Annotated in this window: 13 protein-coding genes; 7 read left to right on the top strand and 6 right to left on the bottom strand. The window is 70.0% G+C overall.

Annotation, left to right across the window (positions count from 1 at the left end):
• Positions 1-36: 36 nt before the first annotated feature.
• The 5 genes from AB0C35_RS09385 (at position 37) to AB0C35_RS09365 (ending at position 9,997) form a co-directional block, all read left to right on the top strand.
• Complete coding sequence (locus AB0C35_RS09385; RefSeq protein ID WP_358452394.1) at positions 37-1,500, top strand: hypothetical protein; 1,464 nt, start codon at positions 37-39, stop codon at positions 1,498-1,500.
• Positions 1,497-2,255 (top strand): hypothetical protein, encoded by a 759-nt coding sequence (locus AB0C35_RS09380; protein WP_358452393.1) that lies wholly within the window; start codon positions 1,497-1,499, stop codon positions 2,253-2,255. Before AB0C35_RS09385 ends, AB0C35_RS09380 begins: the two co-directional genes overlap by 4 nt.
• A complete protein-coding gene (locus tag AB0C35_RS09375; RefSeq protein WP_358452392.1) occupies positions 2,252-6,640 on the top strand; it encodes a hypothetical protein in 4,389 nt (1,462 codons plus the stop codon). The genes AB0C35_RS09380 and AB0C35_RS09375 overlap by 4 nt, the downstream gene beginning before the upstream one ends.
• Positions 6,640-7,716, top strand: a complete 1,077-nt coding sequence (locus AB0C35_RS09370) for a hypothetical protein (RefSeq protein WP_358452390.1) — start codon at positions 6,640-6,642, stop codon at positions 7,714-7,716. Before AB0C35_RS09375 ends, AB0C35_RS09370 begins: the two co-directional genes overlap by 1 nt.
• Positions 7,717-7,912: 196 nt before the next feature.
• A complete protein-coding gene (locus tag AB0C35_RS09365) occupies positions 7,913-9,997 on the top strand; it encodes a DUF262 domain-containing protein (RefSeq protein WP_358452388.1) in 2,085 nt (694 codons plus the stop codon).
• On the opposite strand, the gene AB0C35_RS09360 is transcribed toward AB0C35_RS09365, so the two are convergent.
• Genes AB0C35_RS09360 through AB0C35_RS09345 form a run of 4 tightly spaced genes read right to left on the bottom strand, consistent with a single transcriptional unit; the run spans position 9,982 to position 20,485 of the window.
• Entirely contained in the window at positions 9,982-10,803 is an 822-nt protein-coding gene (locus AB0C35_RS09360; protein ID WP_358452386.1) for an abortive infection family protein, read from the bottom strand. The two genes, AB0C35_RS09365 and AB0C35_RS09360, sit on opposite strands and share 16 nt — an antisense overlap.
• An 18-nt stretch (positions 10,804-10,821) precedes the next feature.
• Positions 10,822-11,682, bottom strand: coding sequence for a serine/threonine-protein kinase (locus AB0C35_RS09355; protein ID WP_358452384.1), 861 nt, complete (start codon positions 11,680-11,682; stop codon positions 10,822-10,824).
• The gene (locus tag AB0C35_RS09350; protein ID WP_358452382.1) at positions 11,679-13,904 is read right to left on the bottom strand and encodes a UvrD-helicase domain-containing protein; all 2,226 of its coding nucleotides are present in this window, start codon (positions 13,902-13,904) and stop codon (positions 11,679-11,681) included. Before AB0C35_RS09350 ends, AB0C35_RS09355 begins: the two co-directional genes overlap by 4 nt.
• The gene (locus tag AB0C35_RS09345; RefSeq protein WP_358452380.1) at positions 13,901-20,485 is read right to left on the bottom strand and encodes a DEAD/DEAH box helicase; all 6,585 of its coding nucleotides are present in this window, start codon (positions 20,483-20,485) and stop codon (positions 13,901-13,903) included. The genes AB0C35_RS09350 and AB0C35_RS09345 overlap by 4 nt, the downstream gene beginning before the upstream one ends.
• 256 nt (positions 20,486-20,741) lie before the next feature.
• On the opposite strand from AB0C35_RS09345, the gene AB0C35_RS09340 reads away from it, so the two are divergent.
• Positions 20,742-21,341, top strand: coding sequence for a hypothetical protein (locus tag AB0C35_RS09340; protein WP_358452378.1), 600 nt, complete (start codon positions 20,742-20,744; stop codon positions 21,339-21,341).
• Positions 21,342-21,412: 71 nt separating this feature from the next.
• The gene (locus tag AB0C35_RS09335; RefSeq protein WP_358452376.1) at positions 21,413-22,807 is read left to right on the top strand and encodes a hypothetical protein; all 1,395 of its coding nucleotides are present in this window, start codon (positions 21,413-21,415) and stop codon (positions 22,805-22,807) included.
• Between the two features lie 179 nt (positions 22,808-22,986).
• On the opposite strand, the gene AB0C35_RS09330 is transcribed toward AB0C35_RS09335, so the two are convergent.
• A complete protein-coding gene (locus tag AB0C35_RS09330) occupies positions 22,987-23,970 on the bottom strand; it encodes an aminoglycoside phosphotransferase family protein (RefSeq protein WP_358452374.1) in 984 nt (327 codons plus the stop codon).
• Complete coding sequence (locus tag AB0C35_RS09325; protein WP_358452372.1) at positions 23,967-26,396, bottom strand: hypothetical protein; 2,430 nt, start codon at positions 26,394-26,396, stop codon at positions 23,967-23,969. The genes AB0C35_RS09330 and AB0C35_RS09325 overlap by 4 nt, the downstream gene beginning before the upstream one ends.
• Positions 26,397-26,505: the final 109 nt, after the last annotated feature.

The following is a 26,505-nucleotide window of genomic DNA, read 5'->3' as shown; positions in this document are numbered from 1 at the left end:
GCGCGCCACAAGGAGTGGCCGCCCGACACCTATGACGTGGTCACGCTGGCCCTGGCCGTCATCGACATGGTCGTCGCGCGGCAGGGGCTGGATCTGGAGGCGACGCGCGGCGACGTGCACGCCGCCGTCCGGGAGCTCGCCTGCCGCGCGGCCCCGGACCGTCCCGCCGAAGAGCACTCGGAGGTCGGCGCGTTCGTGCTGGACGCCCTGCTGAACAGGGCCGGCCGCGAGGGGCCGTTCCGCTACGTCACCAGCGACTACGCGGCACGGGAAGGCGGGCATCTGCGTCGTCAGGTGCCCTTCTCGCTGCTGGTCGAGCACGACGACGCGAGCCGGGACGAGAACGTGCTGCGCGCCACCCCGGACGCGATCAACGCGCTGATCGGCGGGCTCGACTTCGACGTTGAGGACGAGCAGGTCGCCACCGAGCTGATCCTGGAGCGCCAGCTCACCCGCGGGGCCTTCGACTCCGCGCGCAAGTCCGCCGAGCGCGCGCGGCTGCTGTCGGTCCGGCTCGCCGACGACCTCGACCGTGTCCTCAAGCAGACCCGCCGCGACCTCCGCACGGTGGAGAGCGAGTGGACCTCCACGGTCCCCGAGCGTCTCGACTCCGCCCGCGCCCACATACGCGAACGGCTGCGCGCGGAACGGCGCCTGCTGGACAGTGTGGAGTCCGCCCTCGCGAGCCAGGACCCGAAGGTTCTGACCGCCGCGCTGCGCATCGATCGCCTCCTGCGCGAGTGCCAGCGGCGGCACGAGGATCTGCACAAACGAGTGATCGGCGCCAGGGGCGTCTTCCTGGACGAGCAGGAACGCCAGTCCTTCCGGGCCCCGGCGCCCGTCGACCGCCCCGACCCGCACCGGCAGGTGCTGCAGCCGACCCTTGAACTGGGGTGTGACGACGCCTCCGCTCTGACGCGACGCTTCGTCACCGACATGTGCGGGCCGCACGTCCGGCGCCTCCCCCGCCTCTACCGGCTGATCAATGACCTCTGGACGCGTCCCGCCGGCCGGGAGGAGGCGGACGAGGCGATCGAGGAGATCGAACTCGCGGAGGCCGCGGCTCCCCTCGTCGGGCCGGCGGTCACCGGTGTCGCCGCCCGCGCCGTCACATCCGCCGGGCTGCCCGCACGGCTGTCCACGTTGATCCACGCCTGCCACCACGACACCGAGGAAGAGTCCGCGGAGGTGCGCCGTCAAGGCAGCGAACTCCTCTGTCTCGCGGTCCTTTGGGCGTACTCCCCCGAGGACGCCGGAGATGACACGGCCCTCGCCGACGACCTGATGAGGAGTGTTCTCGGGCCCCGGGTGGCCGTCGACACCGACGGGACCCGCCTTCCGCCGCCCGCGTGGGCCGGCGACGACCTCATCGTCGCCCCCGACCCGGACACGCTCGCCGATACGCCCCCGGCGCCGACTCTCCTGACCGCCTCGTCCGCCCCGCCCGCCTTCCCCGCCCGCGTGACCGTAGGGCGGCTTATCGAGGAGGAACCGCGATGAGCCTGACGCAAAGCGACTACACCGACATCGGGACGCTGGTCGGCTGGGCGATGCGCCCGACCCAGCGCCCTGGCCGGACCCCCGAGTACCAGCGAGTGCTCTCCCGGTACCGCAGCGAGAACGAGCTGCGAGCCGCGACCGACGCGTTCCTCCACGGCCTCAGCGTCCACGTCTTGTCGGACGGCGACTACGGCCTTGTGCTCGGCGTCGAACCCGAATCGCCGCTCGCGTTCCGGATATCCGACATGGCGGGTATCACCGACGATCGACAGAAACTGCTCGCCGGCCTCATCCTCACCGGGCTCGCGGCCTACGCCTATCCGAGCGCCGAAGAGGTCGAGGACGACCGCGTCCGCCGGGTGAGCGAGCTGGACTTCGACCTGTGGCTGCGCGACCTGTGCCGACGCCTGCGTTCCCACGACGCGGCGGGCGAGCCGATACCCGAGCAGGGCCTCGACGACGCCTGGCGCGTCTACCTGGACATGCCCTCCGTCGTCCAGAGCGACGCGGGCGGGAAGCCCGGCAAGCTACGCAGATCCTGCACCCGCTACTGGGTGCGCAATGTCCTCGGCTGGCTCAACGGTCAGGGGATGGCACGTCCCGACACCGCGTCCGAGGGCGGCTGGACGCTGACCGAGCGGTTCCGCGTCCATGCGAAGGAGATCGCGCTGGAGCGCGCCTACACCTTCATCGCCGAGATCCAGCGCCGCGCCGCATCGGCGAACGGCACCTACGACGGGAGTGACGCCTCATGACGTACCAGCTCTCCGCGCTGCGCTTCCGCTCCATCGGGGAGCGGTCCGCCCGGTTCACCGACCTCACCCTCGACCTGACCGCCCCGACCGAGGACGGGTCCGCGCCGAACGACTCGATCGTCTGGCTCCGCAACGGCGGCGGCAAGTCCAGCATCCTGTCGCTGCTGTACGCGATGCTCCTGCCCGGCGCCAACGACTTCATGGGCAGGGCGGTGCAGCGGAGCCTGACCGACTACATCGACTCGGGCGACACCTCTCACGTCATCGCCGTGTGGCAGCCCCGCGAAGGGTCCCGCACCCTCCTCGGCGATGCCGAGGACGTGCTGATCACCGGAGCCGTCCATGAATGGGCCGACCTGCGCCGTCCCGTCCAGGCGGCCAAGGCTCGGGAGCGACTGAACAGCACCTTCTACGCCTGCCATGCCGTCCCGGACGTCATCGGGCTCGGCACGCTGCCGTTCACCGACGGCGGCGGCCGGACACGCCGCCTCACCGGCTACCTCGACGAACTCGAGAAACTCGCGGAGCCGTATTCGCGGCAGGCGGCGCTGGCGGTGACAGACAAGCATTACCAGTGGGCCAAGGTGCTCACGGACCGTCACCTCGACCCTGAGATCTTCCGGACGCAGAAGCAGATGAACCATGTCGAGGGCGGTGTCGAAGACCTGTTCAAGTTCTCCTCCGCCAAGGAGTTCGTCGACTTCCTGCTGGACCTGACCACCCAACCGGACGCCGTGAACAGGATCGCACAGCGGCTGGAGAGTGTCGCCGCCGTCCTCACGTCCAAGCCGAAGAAGCTTCTGGAGCGCGACTTCTGTACGGCCGCCGCCGGCGCCCTCGATCGTGTCGCGGAGCGGCACGGGAGGCTGGGCGAGGCGGCCACGCGACTCGACGAGTGCCGGAGCGAGGCCGGGCGCCTCGCGTCCGCCTTCGCGGGAACCGTCGCGGAGGCCAAGGCGAAGGCCGAGGACCTGGCGGCCGAGCGCGAGGCCGCGCAGCAGATCCTGAGCAGCGCGAACACCGACAAGTCCGCGGCCAACGATCTCGCCTACCTGTACCGGCGCCAGGCAGCGCGGCTACGCGTCGGCGAGGCCGAGGAGGCCCTGAAGGAAGCGGACGACCGCGTCGTCCAGGCCGCGGCGCTGGTGCGGACGTGGGAGCTGGCCGGGGATCTCGCCGGGCTCTCGGACCTACAGGGAAGGCTCGACCAGGCCGAGATCCAGGCCGAGGCGGAAGAGGCGGAGCTGGCGCCATTGCGGGCGGAGGCCGACCGCCACGCCGCAGCGCTGGGTGGGCGCTTGCACACGCTCGCCGAGCAGGCCGACGAGCAGGCCTCGACCGCGGCGGCGAGCCAGGGGACGGCGAAGATCCGGGCGAATGAGCAGGACGGCGAGTGCCGCCAAGCGAACACCGACCTTCAACAGGCCATCTCGGACGCGACGAAGGCGGAGCACGAGCTCGGCACGATGGACGAACGGTTGCGGTCCGGTGTCGGCAAGGGGTACCTGCCGTCCGTCACCGTCGACCTCGCCGGCCATCGCGACGCGCTCGCACAGCGGCGGAACGAGCTGGACCGGCGCTTCGAAACGCTGAAGGAACAGGCCACGGTGCGCCGGGAGCGGCGCAACCGGATCGCGGTCCGCGATGCCGAACTGGTCAGGGAGTACAGCGAGGCGACCACGGCACTCACCGACGCGGCGACGCGGCATGGGGACCTTTCGGAACGGCTGTCGGAGCTGACGGCGTCCGGCCGGCTGCGCGACCTTGCCGAGGCCACCGCGGACGAGCCGCTGGACCTGTGGGGTGAGGGCGCGGCCCTGCTGCGCCGCCTGGACAACGCCGTGCTGGCCGCCGACGAGGAACGCGTCCGGGGACGCGCCGAACAGGAGTCGGACCGGCGCACGATCCAGGCGCAGCAGCGCGATGCCGTCCTGCCGACGAGCCTGGACGCCGAGCGCGTCGCGAGGCTCCTCACCGCGGCGGGGATCGCCGCCGAGTCCGGCTGGTCCCATCTGCGGAACGTGTTGCCGGCGGACCGGCTCGTCGCCGCCCTCGACGTCCCGCACATCGCGCGGCTCGGCTGCGGCGTGATCGTCCAGACGGCGTCGATGGAAGACGCCGTCCGGCTCCTCGATTCGCAGTCGGCGGTCACGACATCGCTGGTCGGCCTGTACTCCACGGCCGACGCGGACCGGCTGACCCGCGCCGCCGACGGCACCGCCGCCGTCGCGGCCGGTCCCGCGTGGAGCCGGCTCGAACCGGGGCTGGTGGACCCCGCCCACGCCGAGGCGGCCGTCCGGCTGCTCAAGGAACGCGCCCAAGCCTTTGAGCGCGCCTACAAGGAGCTGTGCGCACGCCAAGAGGAGGACGGCGAGCTGCACCGGATTCTCGACCGCTTCCTACGGGACTGCCCGGCGGGCCGCCTGGAGGCGCTCCAAGCGGAGGCCGACGCGCACGACGAACGGCTCGGCGAGATCGAAGCCGAACAAGGTCGCAACCGTGACGAAGTCGGGGCGCTGGACGATGCGGAGCTGCTGGACGAGTCCCTCCGCGAAGAACTCGGCGACGAGCGCGACCGGCTGGTCAGGACCATCGACTGGATCGATGACCTGCTGCCCGTCCTCGCCGAGCGCGGGACTTGGACGCAACGTCGCGACGACGCCCGCGCACGCGGCCGGGAGGCGGAGCAGCGCCGCGATCACCATGCGAAGGCGGCATCCCAGGCCCGCCTCAACGCCCAGCGGCACGAGAGGGACGCCGAAGACGCAGCGAACCTGGCCGTGCGGTACCGGCGGGAGGCGACCGAGTTGTCCTTGGCGCCCGCCGACGGCATCGACGACCCCACCGTCCCGCTGGACACGCTGCGGCGGCGGTGGGAGACCGCGGCCAGGGCGCTGGAGAACCGCGCGGCGCAGTCCGTTCTGGCGGATCGCGTCCGGGATCTGACGGACCGGGTCACACAGGCGCGCGGCGATCTGGCCGGGATCACCCCGGACGAGAGGCGGCGGGCCGAAGCGGCGCTGGCGAGTCCGCAAGGGCAGGAACCGCATCTGCGGGCGGTCGCCCTTGGGCAGGCTCGACACGACAAGGACGCCGCCGTCGGGGACCACGGCGCCGCACGCGGCAGGCTGGACGACTACAAGAACCGGCTGGAAGAGGTGGACAAACGCCACCGGCAGCCGCCACGCCGCGCCCTTCCGTCCGTCCCCGCCACAGCCGTCGAGGCGGACGTGCTCGCCCTCGAACAGGAAACGCAGGGGCAGGAGGCGCAGGAGCGCGTCACGCAGGCCGAGTCGGTCATCGGCGGGATCGAGGCCGAGATCGGCCGCGCCGAGAACCGCTCCGACCACTTCACCATCCTGCTGGAGTCGCTGCCCGCCCCCGCCGGCGGCCCGCAAGCACCCTTCACCGCGGAAACCGAAGCAGGCCGGCTCGCGGCACGCGAGATGAAAGACGCCCTCATCGAGGCGAGCGACGCGTGCGCAAAGCGGGAAAAGGAGCTGAACTCCGCGGTCGACGCGCTCCGCCAGACCACCACGCAGTTCACCGGTGTCGCGGGACCGGTCAAGGATCGCGCCGCACACGACCCGGCCGAGGTGATCGGACCGCACGCAGCGGACCTGGCCCGGCGTCTGAGGCTCCGCGCCCAGACGCTCACCGACGAGATCGACGCGATCGCCGCAGATCAGACGATCATCGCCGAGGCCCTGGCGCATCTGGTCAAGGACGGCTTCGACATGCTGGGCAAGGCGGAGCGCGCCTCTCGCATGCCCACGTCTCACGGATCATGGGCCGGCAAGAAGGTCCTCCGGATCGCCTTCGATCGTCCCGGCGACGCCGACCTCGTCGCCTACGCCGAGCGCGTCATCGACCAGTACCTCGGCAAGGGCCTGCGCCCTGAGGGGATGCCGCTGCTGAAGACGGCCCTGCACGAGTCCGCCGGGCCCCGGGGGTTCACGGTCAAGGTTCTGAAACCGGCCACGGACCAGGTCTCCACCACCGAGGACATCAGCCGGCTCGCGAAGTGGTCGGGCGGTGAGAAGCTCACCGTCTGCGTCGCCTTGTACTGCACCCTCGCGGCGCTCCGCGCGGGAGGACGGCGGGGCCGGTCCGGTGGCGTGCTGCTGCTCGACAACCCGATCGGCCGCGCGTCGTCGGCGCCCCTCGTCCGGCTCCAGCGGGACGTCGCGGCCGCCCACGGCGTCCAGCTCGTCTACACGACCGGGGTCAAGGACCCCGCGGCCGTCATCCAGTTCCCGAACGTGATCCGCCTCGAGAACCGGGAAGGCCGGACCCGCAGCCGCCGCTACATCGTCCGCGAAGAAACGGACGGTGGCGTGGACGGCGTCCGGGTCGCGCACACCGATCACCCGTGGGACGGCTGATGGCGGAACTGTCACGCATGGCGGCTGAGCTGGGCAGCGTCCTCACCGCGGCGAAGGTGAAACGTGTCAGCGTCGACGAACTCCTCGCCCGTGCCCATGCCGTCGAACCCGGGCTGCTGGGCGACCCGGCCGGCCCGTCGCGCTTTCGCGACGCCCTCGACGAACTCGTGGCGGCCGGTCAGGTCACCCTCCCCTCGTCCGCCTCACGCACCGGCTGGGACACCCGCTCCCGGCCCCCGATGCCGCTGTGGGTGAACCGCACGGAGGCGCCGGCATCCCGGAGCGTCAAACCGGAACGACGCGTCTGGCCTCACGCATTGGAGAAGGCCGGCCGCCTCGCCACCCGGCAGGACGAGCATCGGCTCCTCGAACGCATCGCCGAGTGGCTACGCGACAACCCGGAGCCCGCGCCCGTCCCCGTCCAGGAGCGCTCGGCCGAACTGTTCGGGGACGAGAAGGCACTCGACCGCCATGTCAAGACGCGCCTGTTCACCTCCGGCGCCCTCACCTTCGGGCTTCTCGCCTGCTATGCCCCGCCGCTCCCCTTCGCCTCCCAGTACGTGCCCGGTACCGGGATGACCAGGTTGCTCGTCCTGGAGAACCTCGCCACCTACACGTCCTTCGTCACCGCCGCCCGCGAACTTCCCCGGGAGGCGCGCCCCGACCTCCATATCGCATGGGGCCACGGAGGTGAGTTCAGTCGCAGCATCCTGAGTGTGCCGCTGCTGGATCCCGAGCCCGGAGAGCTGCACTACTTCGGCGATCTCGACCTCGCGGGCCTGCGGACGGCCGTGGGTGCAGCGGGCGCGGCAGCCGCGCACCGCCTCCCCGCCGTCCGCCCGGCGACCTGCTGCTACAGCTACCTCCTCGGCGGAGGGCCTGCCTGGCATCGCCCCGACGCGAGCAACTTCGGCGCGGCCGCCGACCACGACGCCCTGTGCTCGTGGCTGCCTGCGGTCTTGCGCGGCGCGGCCGGGGAACTCCTGTCCGCGCGCCGGCGGATTCCGCAGGAACGCCTGGGCCTGGACGCCCTCCGCGCGAACCCTGCCCTCCTCACCCGGATACCGGGCCCGTGACAAGCGAACCGATCATTACAGAGAACCGGCGCCGTAGGCGGCCGGGCGCCGGGAATAGGTATATCGCGCGCGAGAAAAGGATCTTCATCTTGGCGTGCTGGATGAAGCCTTTCTCCGAAGCGGCGGCGAAGGACAGGGTTCCGCACCTAGGGTTGTGGTGCCAGGAAAGCCGAGCGGGTAGGTGATCGTGACTTCAATGCTGTTCCGGACTACGGACTATTCCGTTACCCATCTCGTCGAGGCCATCGATCGCGGAGATGTGGCCCTCCCCGACATTCAGCGTCCGTTCGTGTGGAAGGCGACCAAGGTGCGGTCGCTCTTCGATTCGATGTACAAGGGCTTCCCGGTCGGTTTCCTGCTGTTCTGGGAGACGGATGCGGAGCCCGGGGCGCGGCGGATCGGCAGCGGCGACGCCGTGCCGCGCAACCTCATCGTCGACGGGCAGCAGCGGCTCACTTCCCTGTACGCGGTCATGAAGGGCATCGACGTCATCCGCGAGAACTACGACAGGACCCGGATCCGCATCGCGTTCCGTCCGGCGGACGGCAGGTTCGAGGTCACCGACGCGGCCATCGAGAAAGACCCCGAGTTCATTCCCGATATCAGCGTCCTGTGGGCCGGGCGGGGATTCCATGGCGTCGTCCGGGAGTTCATCGAGCGGCTTTCGTCACGCCGGGAGGTCCCGCAGGAGGAGCAGGACCGGCTGACCGAATCCCTGGACCGCTGCCGCGATCTGAGCAACTACTCCTTCAAGGTGATGGAGTTGTCGAGGTCGATCGACGAGGAGCAGGTCGCCGAGATCTTCGTCCGGATCAACAGTGAGGGCGTGACGCTCAACCAGGCCGACTTCATCCTCACCTTGATGAGCGTCTTCTGGGAGAAGGGGCGCATCGATCTCGAGGAGTTCTGCCGGGGTGCCAGGCAGCCGACCTTCGACGGCGAGACGGCGTTCAACTGGTATCTGCGGCCGCAGCCGGACCAGCTCCTCCGCGTCAGTGTGGCGCTGGCGTTCCGGCGCGCGGTCCTCAAGCAGGTCTACCAGCTTCTGCGGGGCAAGGGCGGGCCGGGTCTGAGCCGGGACGAGCAGTTCGCGATTCTGGCGGAGGCGCAGTCCCACGTGCTCGACCTCGGGAACTGGCACGATTTCCTGCAGTGCCTGGAGCGTGCGGGCTTTCGTGGCGCGAAGATGGTCTCCAGCGACAACGCCGTGCTGTTCACGTATGCGATCTGGCTGTTCGGGCGGAGCCGTTTCGCGGTGCCGCCGCGGCGGCTGGAGGCGGTGATCGCCCGCTGGTTCTTCATGGCCCACATGACCGCCCGCTATTCGGGCAACTTCGAGACCCAGGCCGAACGCGACTTCGCGATGCTCGGTGATCTTCCCGACGGTGACGCGAACGCTTTCTGTGCCGCCCTCGACCGGGTCATCGACTCGACTCTGACCAACGACTTCTGGAGCATCGGACTGCCGAACGAGCTGGCGACATCGGCGTCGAAGTCGCCAAGTCTGTCCGCCTATCTGGCCGCCCTCAACATCCATGACGCGCCGGTGCTTCTTTCGCGGAGGAGCGTGCGCACCGTCCTCGATCCGGCAAAGACCAGCAAGAACGGCATCCGGCGGGATCATCTGTTCCCGCGGGCACATCTGCGGAACACCGGTCAGATCACGCAGACGCAGATGAGCAACCGCATCGCGAACATGACCCTCGTCGACTGGACGAGGACCTCCGGTGAGGACGACCCGGCCCGTTTCTGGCCCGCGGAGGTCGAAGCGGCCGGCCTCACCGAGGACGAGCTCCTCCGGCAGCAGTCGCTGCACGCTCTGCCGGACGGGTGGGAGGAGATGGGATATCAGGACTTCCTATCGGCGCGGCAGGCCGGAATGGCCAAGGTGATCCGGGACGGGTTCGCGCTTCTCGGCGACCCGGGCTACTCCCCCGACTATCCGGCCCCCGACGGCCAGGTGAAGGTCCCGTTCCGCCGTACCTTTCACGGGGTTCAGGTCTCCGACCTTGTCGAGCGGGGTCTCCTGGAGGTCGGCGCAACGCTCATCGATCGACGTCTCGACGGTGAGAACGCGACGGCGCTGGTGACGTCCGAGGGGTTCATCGAGATCGAGGGCGAGATCTACGAGTCTCCGTCCGCCGCCGCGGCCGCCGTCGTGGGGGTGAAGGCCAACGGTTGGGACTTCTGGCATACCCCCGTCGACGACGTGCTGCGTCCCCTGTCCGTTCTCAGGGCCGAGTACATGCGCCAGTCGGGGCAGGCTCAGTCCGCGGACTGAGCGGGCAGGTCACCGAGGGCGTCCAGGAGGTAGGCGCACCAGGCGATGGCGACGCGGACGGCCAGGCGGCCGTCCCGGTCGTCGATGCCCGTCACGGCGGTGACGCCGCCGTGCCCGTCGCCCGCCTTGTTGCGGAACGCGTTCACCTTCAACGCGAGGTCGCGGAGGCTGTTCATCATCGCCTGGACGTCCGGCGGCTTGGTCGCCGACCAGGCGTCCACGCTTTCCATCGCCTTCGGGATCAGATCGCGCATGTTCGGGTTGCGGCCGACGGAGACTCCCGTGCGGGCCAGGACGATTTTGGCGGTGGATTCGATGAGCCGCTTGGCCGCGCCGATGTCCTGGCTCGGGTCGGCGTCGAGGTTCCGCTCCAGGCGGGTGAGTTCGGCGCGTATCGCGGACGCGTCCGCGAGTTCCCGCCCGGCGGCGTCGGCCAGTGCGCGGATCGCGGCCATGGGATCGCCCGCCTTGTTGACGTGGTATCCGTCGGCGGCCAGGCAGTCGCGCAGCCGGGCGAGCCTCCCCGGCTTGGAGTTCGGCGCGTTTCCGTAGATTTCGGCGAGCCTCGTCGCGGCGGCCAGCACCGAGTTCACCGTCGAGCGGTCCGTCAGGTCGAGTGCCTTCAGTGTCCTGCCGAGCCGTTGGCTGACGTTCGGGACGATCACCGCGCCGTGGTCTCGGACCGGTGGCAGCACCTCCAGCGCGATGCCGACGTCGGCGAGCACGCGTTCCACGTCGGGTGCGGAGCGGGCGAGGTCGGCGATCGCACCGATCGACGCGTCGCTCAGCAGCCTTCCTTCGGACATCGTTGACCTTTCGCGCGGTTAGTCGGGGAGGGTGGATAGGGCGGTGGCGTAGAGGCGGGTCGGGTCGTCCGGGACGGGGGTGTAGTAGCCCGGGAGCGGGGGCAGGTCGCGGGCGTGCGGAAGCAGCGCGCGGACGACGTCGGCGGCGGTGGCGGGGCGGGCGGACGGGTCGTCGGCGAGCAGGGCGTCGACGATGTGCGCCAACTTTTCCGGGAGGTCGTCGCGGAACCCGGCGGGCCTTTCGGCGGGGTGACGGCAGGTGAGGAGTTCGTGGAGGACGCAGCCGGCCGAGTACAGGTCGCTGCGGACGTCGGCGCCGGCGTGGCCGTCGAGTTCGGGCGCGATGTAGTGGGCGGAGCCGGGAACCTCGCCGGGCTGGGTGATCGCGGAGTATTCGGCGCGGTCGACGGCGGCGGCGACGCCGAAGTCGAGGATCTTCACGGTGCCGTCGGGGGCGAGGACGATGTTGGACGGGGTGAGGTCCCGGTGGATCAGCCCGGCCGCGTGCGCGGCGGCGAGCGCGGCGCAGAACTGGGCGCCGATCAGGGCGGCCCAGGGGACGGGGAGCAGGTCGTCGCCGCGTTCGGCGATGAGGTCGCGGAGGCTCACGGCGCGGGGGACGAGTTCCATGACGATGAACAGGTCGTCGTCGTGGGCGCCGAAGTCGTACAGGGCGGGGATGCCGGGGTGGCGGAGGCGGGCGAGGATGCGGGCCTCCCGGTAGAAGCGGCGGCGGGCGGCGGAGCGGTCGAGCAGGCCGGGGCGGATGACCTTGATGGCGACCTTGCGGTTGAGGCGGTCGTCGGTGCCCTCCCAGATCTCTCCCATGCCGCCGATGCCGAGGGGCTTGCCGCGCGTGTAGCGGTCGCCGATCTTCACCGGTCCCCCAGGAAGGGGCTGGGGTCGCCGTGCCAGGTGATGTGGAGGGTGTCGCGGGCTCGGGTGGCGGCGACGAACAGCAGGGAGCGGGCGCGCTGGAGTTCCCGCCGGTACCGGGCCGGGTCGGACTGCTCCCATTTGCGCAGGTACGCCTGCGGGACGAGCCCGTCGGAGACACCGGCGACGATCACGTGCTGGTATTCGAGGCCCTTGAAGCGGTGCATGGTGCCGACGTGGACGACGTCGTCGGCGCGCGGCCCGCCGGGCCCGATGGAGGCGGCGGGGATGCCGGCGCGGGCGAGGCGGGCCTCCATCTCGGCGACCATGGCGCGTTCCGGGACGCTGATCGCGATGGACGGTGAGGGCCCGTCGATCAGGTCGCTGACCCGGGAGGCGATGTAGTCCTGCTCGTCCTCCCACGTCGTGGCGCCGTGCAGTGCGGGACGGGAGCCTCGCAGGACGGAACGGTAGCCGGTGAGTTCGTCGGTCTCGCCGTCGAGGTCGTCCCACGATTCTTCGCCGAGGAGCCGGACAGCGGAGCCGAGGATCTCGTGGGTGGTGCGGTAGCTGAGCGTGAGCCGCGACGAACGGCGCCCGCGGATGTTGATGCCGAGCACGCTCAGTGAGACGTAGTTGTCGTAGAGCCGCTGGTGGACGTCGCCGACGAGGAAGATGTCGTCGGGCCCTTCGGGGACCATGGCGCGGAGCATCTTCCAGTGCGCGGCGGCGAGGTCTTGTGCCTCGTCCACGACGATGTGGGAGTAGCGCGGGCGCAGTCGGGCGACTGAGGCGTCCTCGCGGTGGACGTTGAGGCTGCCCTCCTGATGCCGGCGCATCTTTTCGGCGCGTTCCTGTTCGAGGCGGGCGGCGTGTTCGGCGACCTGCCGGTACGTCCACAGGTTCTTCTCGTCGAGGCGGAGCCGGAACTTCTCGACGAGCCGCCAGATCTCGGCGCGCTGGGCGCGGCCGATGCTGCGTCCGCGTCCGGGGCGGCGGGTGCGGAAGTAGTCGGCGCGGGAGTTGCCGGCCATGCCGAGGATGACGTGGGTCCATTCGGCGTGCAGGAACTCGGGGTCCCAGCGGCTTTCGCCGAGTTCGAGGAGCAGGTCGCGCCATTCCTGGACGGCTTTGGCGTCGTCGATCCAGCGGCGTTTGCCGCCGGGTTCGGCGCGGGCGACGACGTCGGCGGCGAGCTTGTCGATGTTGACGATCTCGACGCGGGACACGGTTTCGGGGCCGCCGAGTTCGAGGAGGCGTTTGCGGAGGTCGGCGGCGAGGTTCTTGTTGTAGGTGGTGAGCAGGACGGGCTTGCCGCCCGGCGGGAGCCGGTCGGCGAGGTGTTTGACGCGGTGCAGCGCGACGATCGTCTTGCCGGTTCCGGGGCCGCCGCTGACGCGGGCGGAGCCCTTGTTGCGTCGTTCGACGAGCTTGCGCTGGCCGGGGTGCAGGAAGACCTTCCAGCGGCCGAAGTCGTCTTCGAGGACGGCCTGCAGTTCGGTGTCGGACGTGGTGACGCGGGTGGCGGGACGGCTGAGGGCGGTGGCGTAGTCCTCGGTGTCGACGTCGTCCTCGGCCTGGACCGGTGCGGTGATCTTGTCGAGGACCTCGTCGAACGTCTTCCCGAAATACAGTTCGAGGAGCACTTCCTCGGTGAGCGCCGGGGCGAGTTCGGTGAGGCCGAGCAGTTCGTCCTCGGTGGTGATCTTTCTGATGAGCGGGAGCAGGGCGGTGGCGACGCCGAGCTGCAGGAGCTGGTCGTCGGTGAGGGCGGCGAACAGCGGCGGGGACGCGGCCGGTTCCGCGGGCGGTTCCGCGGGCGGCTGCGCCGTGACGGCCGGGGCGGGACGGGCCGGGCGGGGCGTGGAGACGTTCTCCTCGACGCTGACGAGGTCGACGAACTCGATCCCGCCCGTCACATCGTTGATCTTGTACTGGTAGCGGTCGAGGTTGTCGTAGACGTCCTTGCGGTGCCTGACGGCGACGAGGATGTAGTCGCGGTTGCCGGCGTGCAGCAGCAGCGCCCGGTACTCGGCGCTGATCCGGGCGGAGTACAGCCGGTTGTGGCCTTGAAGCTGCTTGAGCCGCAGGCCGCGCGCGTCGGGGTTCTTGCGGAAGTCGTGCTGGAATTCGTAGATCGCGCCTTTGACGACGCGCGGCAGCTTCTGGATCTCCTTGTCGGCCTTGTCGAGCAGCCGCAGCGTGGCCTCGCCCTGCGTGGTCATGGGTTCGCCGCCTTGATTCGTTCGGCCAGTTCGTCACAGTCCCACCAGGCGGCCGAGCGGGTCTCCCAGCCGGCCTTCGCGTAGGCGTGGTAGCGGCCGGTGGCCTCGTCGTCGTTGCCCGCGAGGACGACGGCGACCTTGGCGTCCGACCAGGCCAGTTCGGCCTGCCATGCCTGTTCGCCCAGTTCGTAGCCGACCTCGGGGGCGGGGACGCCGTGCGCGATCAGGCAGCGCGCCAGGTCGGCGAGGTGGGGTTCGTCGGGGTCGAGCAGGTCGAGCGCTTCGGCCCAGGCGGGGCCCGGCGCGGCGGCGCCGGGCGGCGGGGACGCCTCGGCGTCCGCCGGGGCCGGCTGCGCACTCGCCTGCTGCGGGTCGGGCCGGGTGGGTTCGGGTTCCGGCCGGATTTCCTGGACGCTGCCGGGCGGCAGGTCGTCGGTGTCGGGCGGCAGCAGGCTGAGGGCCGGCAGCAGGCCCGCACCACCGGTGACGGCGAGCGCGGCGGGGTCGAAGCCGGAGAGGTCGGTGTAGGCGAGCTGGACGCCGTCGCCTTCCCCGTACGACAGGAACTGGAGGAGGTTGCCCCAGTAGAGCCAAGCGTGCCAGCGGCGGCGGTGGGCGTCCTCGTCGGCCTCGATCGCGGCGGTCCGGTCGTCGATGACGGCGAGGGCCGTCCAGGCGCGGGTGCGGGCGTTCGCGACGACGGTGAGGGGGCAGCCGGCGGCGTCGTCGGTGCGGACGAGCATGAGGTCGCCGGGCGGCGGCTCGGGCAGGGCGTGACCGCGGACGGCGGCGGTGAGCAGGTCACCGATCCCGTCGGGCGAGGCGCGCCGCATTTCCGCGCCGGGCATCACGAGGCCGGTCACCGCCGCTTCGGCGCGGCGCCGCCAGCGGTCGCCTTCGGGATCGGACAGGAAGGCCAGCAGTGTCTGGATCGGGTTGGCCCAGATCAGGTCGGCCAGCTCGGCCGGGTCGCCGCCGCCGTGGAGGTAGCCCTCGCGTGCCCGTCCCTGCGCGATGCCCTGGTACGGGACCCAGGCGGGCGATTCGGGGAACAGGCCGCTCTCCCAGTGTTCGACGTCGTCCCAGGTGATCTGGAAGACGACGCGGCCGTGGGCGCGGAGCCGGGCGCGTTTGGCGGCGTCTCCGGCGAGCCGGTTGGCGTGCGGGGCGGCATGGTAGTTGTAGCCGTCGAGGTAGACGGCGACTTCCAGAGGCGCCCCGTCGAGCCGTTTGAAGTAGACGTCGGGCCGGGTCTCCTTGATGGTGTTCTGCAGGATGACCTGCCAGTGGACGACGTCGTCTCCAGACGTGATGCGCAGGTCGGCGGTGCGGCGGTCGTTGAGCCGGGGGCCGGAGCTGAGAGCGCGGCCGCCGCCGGGCTTGCGCGCCCACCGCATCAGCGCGTCGAGGAACCGGGCCTCCAGTTCGCTTTCGACCTGGTTGACGAGGGAGATGTCGTCGGTGCTGGCGACGGACGCGGTGTCCCACTCCTCCAGGAGGTCGGCGAGCATCTCGACGGCGAGGCCGCGGTCGGCCTTGTCGAACTCCTCGCCCCGCACGTGGCGGAGAAGGCAGCGGTGGCAGGCGGCCTTGCCGTCCTCCTCGTTGGCGCACGGGCAGTTGAACACGACCTCGTACGCCTCTTGCAGGACTTCGCGGAAGCCCGCCTCGGTGGACATGCGGTGCAGGTAGCCGGTGCCGCCGGGCAGCGTGTCGTGCAGGACGAGGAAGCGCCGCCGGTGCCCGCTGTGGTGGAGGTGGTCGGGCATGGTGGCGGTGACGATCCGCAGGTGGGCGGGGTCGCCGCCGTACTTGCGGGCGATCCCGGCCATCAGGGCGGCCTCGAACGTGACGGTCCGCTCGGGGATCATCGTGGTGGCGATGGGGACGAGGATCCGCAGCGCCTCGGTGCGCAGCTCGTGCGCGAGGATCAGGGGTTCGTGCTCGACGTCGCCGCCGCGCCGCTGCGGGCACCAGGGGCGGTGGTGGCTGCGGGACGTGTCGTACCCGGAGCTGGTGCCGGTGAGCCGCCCGTCCCCGTCGGGCGGGCCGTCGGCGGTGGCGCCGCCGCACGTCCGGCACACGTAGAACGGGTTCAGCCGGCGCAGGTCCCCGGCGAACGGGTCGCCTGCGGGACGGTCCATGCGCAGCGACCCGAGGTTGAACCGGCGGATCACGGCGCGGCGGGTGAAGTCGACGCCGAACACCCGTTTGGCGTGCCGCCAGGCGCCGGGGGCGATCTCTTCGCGGGGGATGTCGACGGCGACGGCGGTCTCGTAGTAGCGGCGCTGCCGGTCGTCGTGGTCGTCGCGGATGCGGGCGTCGTCGCGCAGGTCGTGGGCGGTGACGCGGGTGGGGATGAGGACGGTGTGCAGGCCGCTGCTGTCGCCGATGCGTTCGTTGCCGCACTGCGGGCAGGGGCTGTGGTCCTCGGCGGCGGCGGTGGTGCGGACGTAGCCGCATTCCTGGCAGACGCGCCACTGCTGGTAGGCGGGGCGCTGCGGGGTGCCGATGTCGAGTCCGGTGACCTCGTGCCGGTAGCCGCGGATGTAGAAGTGGTTGCCGGGGGCGAGTTCGGTGAGGGCGAGGGACGCGGACCGTTCGTATTCGCGGAGTTCGCTGTGGAAGCGCCGGTCGCCGCGGGCCCGGTCGGTCCGCTGCCGGTCGGCGGGCGCGGGGCCCTCGCCGGTCTCGTCGCCGACGCGCTCTTCCCAGGTGAGGGTGGCCTCCAGCGCGGTGGCGGTGTCGATGAGCGAGTAGTTGGGCAGGAGCCCGAGTTCGACGAGGGTGCCGTGGGCGTCGCTGCGTCCGATCTCGCCGATGCGCGCCTGGACGGCGCGGCGTTCGGCGCGCAGTTCGTTGCGGCGGTTCCGCTGCTGCTGGTCGGAGTCGATCATCGCGGCGATCGCGGCGTCGATGACATCCAGGCGGGCGCGCAGGTCGGCGAGCCGCTCGTCCCAGACGCGGGCCGCGGCGGCGATGGCCTCCTTCAGCCCCGTGGCGGCGAAGTCGCGGAGCCGCAGGGCGGCCTCCTCGGTGACGCCGGTCTCGGGGTCGCCCTGGGCGAACAGGGCGAGGAACCCGTCGGCGAGGGCGTCGGCCTGGGCGAGGACGGCGTCCTGGAACGCGGTCAGCCATCCGGACTCGCCGAACAGCGCGGACGCGAGCCGCGGCATCGGCGGCAGCCCGTCGAAGCGTTCGCGGGCGGCGAGGTCGGCGAGGTGCGCGACGTACTGGCGCTGGAGGATCTCGACGGCGGACAGGTGGCAGCCGGGCGGGACGATGTCGCCCGCGATCATGTCGGTGGGGTCGGTCAGGTAGTACTTGTCGCGCGGGTTCCGCCCGATGAGGGTGAGGAGGAAGGCGTTGCCGGTCTTGCGTCCGGCCCGTCCCGCCCGCTGGACGTAGTTGGCCGGGGAACGTGGAAGCGACGCGAGGACGACGGCGGACAGGTCACCGATGTCGATGCCGAGTTCCAGCGTCGGCGTGCACGCGAGGACGTTGGGGTCGCTGTAGCGGGTGCCGTCGCGGAACTGCTGCTCGACGGTCTCGCGCTGCTGCCGGGTGAGGGCACCGGTGTGCTCGGCGGTGATGACGCTGAACGGGCGGGCGCTGCGGTAGAGGCGGCGGTAGTAGTCGTTCTCGTACAGGTCGCTGCGGCGGGTGTCGGTGTCGAGGCGTCCGATGCAGCGGTAGCGCGGGCAGTGCGCCTCGACCCATTCCCGCAGGCGTTCGGGGTGGACGGTCTGCTGCCAGTTGCAGACGGGGCAGTACACGCCGGCGCCCTCGACCTGGTCGTCGTCGAGTTTGCGCACCTGGACGTGGCCGGGCCGCAGGCCGAAGACGGGTGTGGCGCCGTCCCCGGCGGTGCGGCGCGCGATGACGTCCTCGTCGGTGAGGACGTTCAGCAGCCGGGACAGGTAGTGGCCGGACGCGCCGTGTTCGAGGCCGAGGCAGCGGGCCGTCCAGTCCTGGAGCCAGCTGTGCCGCCCGGTGATCCCGTCGAACTCGCTGCGGTTCTTCGGCGCGCCCAGCACGAAGCGCGGCGCGGCCAGCCCGCGCGGGAACGCGGGCATCCCGTCAGGGCGCTTGCCCCAGATGGTCATGTACCGCTTGGTTCCGGCGCCGTCGATCCACGCGTCGAGCCAGTGGTGTTTGATGGCGCCGCGCATCCGCATGCGTTCCAGCAGGCCGCGCACGTACGCGACGTAGGTGTCGTGGCCGGGGAGGCCGGTCAGCGCGGCCGGTCCGGCGAGCTGGAGGTCGCGGGCGAGGTCGGCGATGCGGTCGATGTCATCGACGGCGACCTCGGCGGCGACGGTCCGGGTGAGTTCGAGCGTGCGGCCCTGCCGGGAGCGGAGGCCGAACTCCAGGACGGACGCGAACGCGAGCCGCTCCCCGATCAGCGTCCAGGTCCGCGCCGACCCTTCGGATTCGCCCGCGAGGAGCGCGTCCACGTCGTCGCGGTCGTGCAGGTCCGGCGGCACCACCGAGGGGAGGTACTCGGGGACGCTGGCCTCCTTGACGGTGTCGGAGATCAGCTCGTGCAGCGGCTTCGGCCCGTCGGCGCCGTCCAGCTGGGACGCGAGGAGAAGGCGAAGCGAGAACCCGAACGACCGGTTGGCGACGAACCCGGCCCGGTGCGCGGCGTCCTGCACCGAGTCGTTGAACAGGAGGGTCTTGCGTTCCTGCTTCTCGAGCTGGCCGCCGGTGAACAGTTCCGTCACCGCGACGGAGGCGAGCGCCGCCAGCCCGGAGCCGAGGAAACGCGTGCCCTGTTCCATGCCGCAGGCGGGGCAGCGGTCGTTCTCGGCGTCCCGGTTGCTCTCCTTGCTGTGGGAGAGGTCGGTGAGTACGAACACGTCCCGGAAGTCGGCCCTGGTCGAGTTCTCCAGGTCCTTTTCGGGATCGAGCGGCCGGACGTGCTGCCCGTTCGCCGCCAGGACGAGGACCTTCGGGCCGCCCTGCTCCCCCGCCGCCTGCGCCTCCACCTCACGCCGCGTCGCGGTGATCAGCGGCCGGACGAGACGCTTTTCGGAGATGCCGGACCGGTAGATGCGGGCCGGGTCGGTGACCAGGTCGTGCGGGTCGCGTTCCGGGGAGATCGCCGCCCATCCGGACCGTCCGCAGTGGCGGCAGTACACGGCGGGAAGCATCTCTTTGCCGCCGCCGGTGGCCGTGGTCTCCGCGTCGACCGGAGGGGCCTCCCCGTACCAGCCGAACCCCGGCCGGGGACCGACCGCACGCAGCAGCCGCGTCACCGACCGCACCCACAGATGCGTTTCGACGTGGAGGAAGGGACGGTCGGCGTCGTCAGGGTCCCGCGCCTCGGACAGCAGGGCGACGAACCGCGCGAGTGCCGCCGCCGCATGCATGGGAGACAGTCGTATCGCCGTGCCCCAGCTGTAGGCGCCCTTGCGCGGGAGGAGTTCGAGGATCTCCCCGAGCGTGTGCGGTCTCCCGTCGAGGACTTCCAGGACGGCGCTGGTGAGGATGTGCTGCCGCAGTACCTTGCCGAGTTCCTGCGGGGTGAGCGAGTCCCGCCCGGTGACGGCCTGCATGATCTGCGCCATGGCGCCGTCGTCGCCGTGCGGGTCGGGGATGGACGCGAGTTCCTGCGGGTCGGGAAGGGGGAGCGTGTAGTCGATCCCGGCCTCTTCGATGAACTCGTCGGTGCTCTGCCGGTCCTCCCCGATCACCGAGTCAGGGTCGAATGGAGTACCGAACACCGCCTCGGCGACCTGCCGGATCTCGGCCCCGTCCCCGCTCTCCCCCAGCGTCGCGCTCGTCGCGACTGGACAGATCTTGCCGAGCGGCCTGCCCGGCTCGCTGTGCCCGATCGCCGCCGCGAGGCGCCGGAGCAGCATCGCCACATCAGTGCCCTGCGCGCCGTCGTAGGTGTGGAACTCGTCCACGACGACGAAAGCGAGGTCGGCGCCCTCCCAGAGCCGCAGGTCGTCGGCGCGCTGGAGGAGCAGGTCGAGCATCTTGTAGTTGGTGATGAGGATGTCGGGACGCGACCGCCGGATCTCCGCCCGCTGCGTGTACACGCGCGCGTAGCCGGTTTCCGGGGTGTCACCGATGTAGAGGCCCGCCGTGACGTCGCCGAGGCCGGGCTGCTGGAGGTATTCGTTGAGCCGCTGGGCCTGGTCGGTGGCGAGGGCGTTCATCGGGTACAGGAGGACGGCCTTCACCCCTGTCTTGCCTTGCGCGCGTGCCCTGCGGCAGTGGTCGAGCACCGGGATCAGGAACGACTCGGTCTTGCCGGAGCCGGTCCCCGTGGTGATCAGCGTCGGCTCCGCCCTGTGGTTGAACGTCGTCAGGCGCCGGAACGCGGCGGCCTGATGGCGGTACGGGACGAACCCGGCCGGCGCCCACTGGAGCAGGCCCCGCCACCCGTCGCCCTCCATGCGGAAGGGAGTACGGATGCGCAGGTAAGGGCCACGGAATATGCCCTGCTCAGGATGGTTGAGGAAGCGTTCCAAGCCCTCGCGGACCTGCTCGTCCGCCAGCGCGAACGTCGTCGTCAGATATTGAGTCAGGTTCCGCCGAACCTCATCGGCCGCCAGCGTCGGCCTCATCTACACCGCCCCTTCGTCCACCTGCGACAGGCTATCTACGCCTGGGGACAGTCCCGCGGCCGTTCGGGGCAGGCCAGCGTGACCGCCACCGGTCAATCGCCCAGGTCGGCACGAAAGTTGACCCACTCCATGAAAGCGGCAAGCGATCGAGTCAGCACGGATCAGCCCTTCGACTGCGGAGGCCCGCACTTGGGAACCGATGGGCGATTCCTGCCGCTTGCCCGAGAATTGCGGACCGAGCCGGTATGCTCCCGCCATGCCCGGGGAAGAACTCCATGTCCGTGGCGCGGACCATGCACGACGAGCAAGACTCTGGCTCGACTACACGACCCGCGTCCGGGCATCTTGGCTGGTCACCGATCAATTCGGGGGCGACCGGCTGACGTTCTCGTGGCCGTTCGACGACGAGAACTTCTCCTTCGACCTTGGCGGCATCCTGCGGGGAGAAGGGCTGGAACATCAGTCTTTTCTCGCCGAGGTGAAGGGGTACTCGACGCCCGCCGATCAGGGCTCGCACTACCTCAGCTACCTCGCGAAATGCTACGTAGCGCTAGGTGAACACCCCGGCAACGCGCAGAACTTCATGTGGATCACCTGGTGCCCCTTCAACGTCACGAGCTGGAACGAGCTTTGCTCTCCAGCAAAGGTCAGGGAAGGGGTTCTCCACGAACGAGTGCGCGTCCTGGGCACCGAGGATCACGACAAGTCCGAAACCCTGATTAACGACAGCCGAATCAAAGATGTAGCCGATCGTCTCTGGCTCATCGTATTGTCGGAGCGGCAGGAGAAGCTCGTCATCTCCCCGGAGGAACTCGGCGAGCTGGAGCGGATTCGCAGGAGGCGAGGTCAGTCATGACTGGTCATCGTGTTTCGGCGGACACCGAGGGGTACGCGGGTATCGCGGACCTCACACGTTCCATCTCTTCGGTGAAGGACGAAGTCATCAACCGGGTCCGCGCACTGGATGCACGGGTCCGGATCAGAAGCACGGATTATTTCAACAACACTTTTGTCCCCGATCTCGTACTTAGCTGGCCAGGTGAGGAGCGTCCACGCGAGCTGTTCATCCGCGCCGACACCAACCCCGAGCATCTTGCAGAAGACATCGGGTTCGTACCAGATCGGCAACCCATCTTCTTCGGCCTGGGTTCGGTATCGGCGTCAGCGGAGCACAATTCGCTCGTATCATCCGAGGCACAAGATCACGGTGTACTCATCACCGATGCGGCCGGCGCCGACGAGTTCCTGGACAGAAGGCGACAAAGCGACCTGTTGGGCCTCGCCTCCGCCGCCGTCCTCCAAGGGGGACGTGGAGTCGTCGACCGAGGAGAGGCCGCCGATACCGCGACGCTTTTCGAGGACGGCTTCGAATCCGCGAAGCGGGGTGATCCCGAACGGACGGCCAGCGCGGCCGACCGAATCGCAGGGGTTCTGGATCCGGATCGCACCGACCGGCTCCTCCAGGTTCTGCAGGCTCTTTGGGTAGGCTCAGGGCAGCCTGCCTCACTATTCCCAGCGGCCGTGAAGCAGGATCATCTCGACAGCAGCGCCCTGCTCTTCCTCCTCGAACAGGAGTGGATCAGAGACACCCTGTTCTGGCGCAATCTGGCCTACTCGCTGAAGTTCGATCAGCTGGTGAGCCTGGATCTTTCAGAGCCGACCGAAAATCTACAGGAACTCATCTGGGCCAACACCGACCGCCTGAAAGCACGAGCTTGTGCGGCAGTCACCTCCGAAGCAAACGACCTACCAGGCAAAAGGTTTGCGTACTTCACCATCGAAGACGGCGGCCTCGCCTTCCGCACACGCCGAGCCCTCCTTCGCCTGTACAGTAGCGCCGACCAGTTGCCGGAGACCGAGAAATCCACAGGCGTGCCACTGGAGCACGTCCTGCAGCGGCTACGGCTGCTCATGAGGGACAGAACTCCCGTCCGAACAATTGAGTTCGTCGAGGAGGGCCGCAAATGGACGTGCGAGTCCGAGGGCGACAGAGACGTCTTCAGTGACGACGACTTCATGCAGGTTATTTCCACTGCCGGGCCGAACGCACAAGTCCGGCGGGTTGCGGTGAGATCAACTGAAGGAAATTTCCTGAAATTGAACTTCGCCAACAGATCCGTGACCGGATACGGATCCAGCCGCTTTGAGATCGCACAGCTTGTCACGCTGGCTCTGTTCGCGTTTCCGGAGTTCCCTCCCGAGGAGGCAAAGACGGCCGGCGAGGCGTTCGCCAACATGCGAGTGCACGCCGAGCAAGTCGGGGGCGTCAGGCGGGTGGTGGCGCTGTCTGAAGAGAACTCGCACGAGATAGACCGGTGGTGATCTTCAGACCTCGCAACCGGCGTGACCACAGAGCGGCACCGCTGAACCGGCTCGCGCCGGGGTGGCCTCCTGAACTCCGCTCAGACCGTGCACCTGGACAACCGTGGTCCGGCCCAGCATCACCGATGTGTTTTCCGGGCTCTCGTTGGGTCGGCGGCGTCGCATTACGCTCCGGGCGTTCAGTGCGAGCGGAGGGCCTCGTCGACGATTCGGGGGTTGATGGGCTCGCAAATGTCCCAGTAGGGGCGGGCGGCGTCCAGCTTCGCGGTCAGGGAGTCGATGAGCTGGTGCCTCGGGTATGGGTACGGGCCGTTCCGGGCGAAGAGTTGGGAGTAGCGGATGGAGTCGACGATCGCCGACTTGATGCGTTCGTGGGTCAGGTAGGCGTCCAGGTCCTTTTGCCAGCCGGTGATGTGGTCGGACGGCATGGCGGTCTGCCATCGGGTGGTGAGCGTGATTTGTTCGTCCGGCAAGTACCCCATCTTGTGTATGTGGACGGCCAGGTCGTAGACGGGATCGCCCCAGAGGGTGAGTTCCCAGTCGAGGAATGTGGTCGTGTCGTCGCCGACGATCATGTTGCGGCGGTGGACGTCGGCGTGGACGCAGGTGAAGGGGCGAGGGGTGTGCCCGCGCCATAGGTCGTCCACCGGCCCGAGGGGGTCGACGGGGATCACGAGGGCGGCGAAGAGGTCGGCGTACTTGTCACGGAAGGTGTCGTACACGCGCCGCGTCAGGTCGGACAGGAGACGCGCGAAGGCGGTCGTGTCCTGGTCGGCCGGCCAGGAGGCGGGGACGTCCGGAAGCCGTGGAACGCGGGTGAGCTGGGTGAACAGCCGCACGACGTCGTCCAGCACGTGCGGCGGTACGGGGACACCGCGCGGCGCGACGTCGTTGAGGACGTGCCCTGGGATGAACTCGTGGATCTGGAAGGGCGGGTCGACTGAAGTGTGCAGCAGCCGCGGGGCGTCGCGGACGTGCGGGGTGATGGCGGCAAGGACGCGGTCTTCACGCCAGGGCCGCAGATCCATCATGTCGGCGCCGTGGATCGGTATCCGGACGATGACCGGGCCGTCGGGGGTGTCGACGCGGATGTTGTCGTTGTAGTAGCCGGCCGAGGAGTCTCCCTGCGCCTGCGCGCGATCGTAGACGTCCCGCCAGTTCATCCGTCCTCCAGCATGGCCGTCACGAGTGCCTTCGCCCGGTCGTCAAGGAAGCCGAGCAGGTTCGGCGGGCTGATCTGGGCGCGGGCGCGCTCCGTGACCGCCGCGGTGTGCTCATCGGCCGCGTCGAGGGCGTCCAGGAGGTGTCCGGCGACCATGAGGAGGGTGGGATAGACCTCGGCTGCCACCAGCTCAGCGATGGCCCATCGGGTGGATGCCACGGCGCCGGTGGTGTCGCCCGTTCGGGCGTGGAGGAAGGCGCGGAACAGTTCCGCGCGGGCGCGGCCGGAACGGTAGCGAGCCCGTTCGAGGGCTTCGGTCGCCGATTGGAACGACGCGGCGGCCGGGGCGTGCTGCCCGAGCCGGCACTGCGCGATGGCCAGGGCGGTGAACGCCTTGCCGATCTCGTGATGGGCGCCGAGTTCGGACTGTACCTCGATGGCGTCGGCAGCGGCGTCGAGAGCACCGGACGGGTCGGTCCAGGCCAGCAGCTCCGCCCGATTGGTCTTGACGTCGGCCTGGCCGATGATGGCGCCGGCCCGCATGTAGAACGCGGCGGCCGTCTCCAGCGACCGGGCGGACGCGTCCAGGTCGAACCCGAACCGGTACCCGAGGTGCTGGAGACGGGCCACGTCGCCGCGCAGCACGAGATCGTCGTCAGGCGCATCGGCGAGGATCTGCTGCGTGATGGACAGCGCGTCACCGAAGCGGCCCTGGCACATGTCGAGGTCCGCCATTGAGAATCCCGCGCGCAGCCGGGCGGGTCCCGAGTGCTGGTTCCACACCTGACGGAAGAGGCGCTGGGCTTCGCCGGTCGCCCCGGCGATGCGGCGTCCGTGCGCGCCCGCCAGCGCCAGGCGCGCACCGGGGACGTCGTCCAGCGGCCAGTCGATGGACGGAGTCAGTCGCGTGGCGGCTTCCGCGTCCCCGAGGAGGACGGCGGATTCGGCCGCCAAGCAGCGGGCGGTCTGCACCAGGTCCCCCTCGTCGCCACCCGCGTCTCCGGCGCCCGTGTCCAGGTGTTCGCGCAGGTCTTGAGCGATGCCGTCCACGCCGTGCTTGCCGCCGGAGGTCATGGCCCGGTCCGCGTACGCCAGGAGGTCTTCGCCGCGCAGCGCGCCCGCGCGCAGGCCGCAGAAGGCCGCCTCCCGGATGGCGCGTGCCCGGGTGGCCACACCATCCTCCGCCGCGTGGTCCTGCGCGGCCCGGGCGTCCCAGACTCTCCGGAGGACGGCCTGCACGTCCTGAGCGGCGCCCTGCGACAACCGCCGGTGCAGGGCGGCACGCATGAGCTGATGGAGGCGGCAGCCGTTGGGGCCGGCCGGGTAGACGAACGAATAAGCGGTCAGTGACTCCCAGGCCATCCGGTGCCGGGGCAGGTCGAACGCGTCCGCCACCGCCTGGAAGATCTCATAGTCGAAGACCCGGGCCACGCTCAGCAGTTCGAGCGTGCGGATCTCATCGGGAGCTACGTGGGCCAGGAAACGTTGCAGGATCTCCTCGGACGAGACCACCGCTGACTGCCGCGCCGTCGTGCGAGTGTCCACGGCCAGGTGGAGGTAGAAGGGGAGGCCCTGGCTGGCGGTCGCGATCGCGTGGCGTGCCGAGTGGTCGGTGATGCCGCCGTCGGCCAGGAGCTCCAGGCGGGCCGCCATCGGGAGGCCGTCCACCGGCTGGTGGTGGATCACGTCCGCCCAGCCGGGGTCGTGGGTCGTCCAAGTGAGCGGCTCCCGGCTGGCCAGGACGGCCACTCCGCTGTCGAGCTGGACGATCAGGTCGCGGAGCCACACGTCCTGGGACACCGCCCGGCCGGAACCGGCGGACGACGTACCGAGCGCCTCGTAGGCGTCCACGAAGATCACGTAGGGGCGGTCGGAGCCGTCGCGCAGGTCCTCGGCGAACAGGTAGGTCACGGCGTCGGCGAGTTCGGCGTTGGTGAGGTCGTCCAACTGGCTGAGCGTTTCGTCGGACTTGATCCGGTGCCGCTGCCGCATCCCGCTCCTGGCCTTGCCCAGTAGGCGGAGCAGTCCGACGCCGGTGCCGAACACCGGGACGCCGGACGCGCCGTCGAGGATCTGGGAGAGTGCTTCGCTCTCGTCCACGAACGGGAGGTCGTTACGTGAGAGGCGCAGGTGCGGGTGGAGTCGCTGCCATAGGACGGCGTAGGCGATGTCGAAGCGGTCGAACCGGACGCCCTGGCGGCCGAGTTCGACGCGCAGGACAGCAAGGGCGTCCTCCTGCTGCCGCATCGCAGGGACCTGGAGGTCGAGCGTCGCGATCCGGTGCGTCTCGGCACTGCGCTCCCCCAGCTCCCGCAGGAGCCTGGACTTGCCGATGCCGCCCACCCCGACCACGTTGAACACGCACGGCGAGCCCTGCCGGACGCTTAACACCTCGACGAAGGCGGCGATCACTGTCTCTCTGTCCACGAAGGAACGGTGGAGAGCGGCGACCCGCCGGAAACGTGGTTCGAGGGGCATCGACGTCCTCCGGGCGGATTCCTCCGTCCGATGCGGCGCGGACGGAAACGGGTTGCAC

Source organism: Spirillospora sp. NPDC048819, from assembly GCF_040650055.1.
GTDB lineage: Bacteria > Actinomycetota > Actinomycetes > Streptosporangiales > Streptosporangiaceae > Spirillospora.
The sequence above is the reverse complement of the archived record's forward strand: the minus strand, read 5'-3'. Positions and strand labels throughout refer to the sequence as shown.

What these genes read in the sequence shown, in the direction of transcription:
- AB0C35_RS09340 (WP_358452378.1), top strand. Translation starts at nt 20,742, where the DNA reads ATGCCCGGGGAAGAACTCCATGTCCGTGGCGCGGACCATGCACGACGA.
- AB0C35_RS09375 (WP_358452392.1), top strand. Translation starts at nt 2,252, where the DNA reads ATGACGTACCAGCTCTCCGCGCTGCGCTTCCGCTCCATCGGGGAGCGG.
- AB0C35_RS09330 (WP_358452374.1), bottom strand. Translation starts at nt 23,970, where the DNA reads ATGAACTGGCGGGACGTCTACGATCGCGCGCAGGCGCAGGGAGACTCC.
- AB0C35_RS09345 (WP_358452380.1), bottom strand. Translation starts at nt 20,485, where the DNA reads ATGAGGCCGACGCTGGCGGCCGATGAGGTTCGGCGGAACCTGACTCAA.
- AB0C35_RS09370 (WP_358452390.1), top strand. Translation starts at nt 6,640, where the DNA reads ATGGCGGAACTGTCACGCATGGCGGCTGAGCTGGGCAGCGTCCTCACC.
- AB0C35_RS09360 (WP_358452386.1), bottom strand. Translation starts at nt 10,803, where the DNA reads ATGTCCGAAGGAAGGCTGCTGAGCGACGCGTCGATCGGTGCGATCGCC.
- AB0C35_RS09350 (WP_358452382.1), bottom strand. Translation starts at nt 13,904, where the DNA reads ATGACCACGCAGGGCGAGGCCACGCTGCGGCTGCTCGACAAGGCCGAC.
- AB0C35_RS09365 (WP_358452388.1), top strand. Translation starts at nt 7,913, where the DNA reads ATGCTGTTCCGGACTACGGACTATTCCGTTACCCATCTCGTCGAGGCC.
- AB0C35_RS09380 (WP_358452393.1), top strand. Translation starts at nt 1,497, where the DNA reads ATGAGCCTGACGCAAAGCGACTACACCGACATCGGGACGCTGGTCGGC.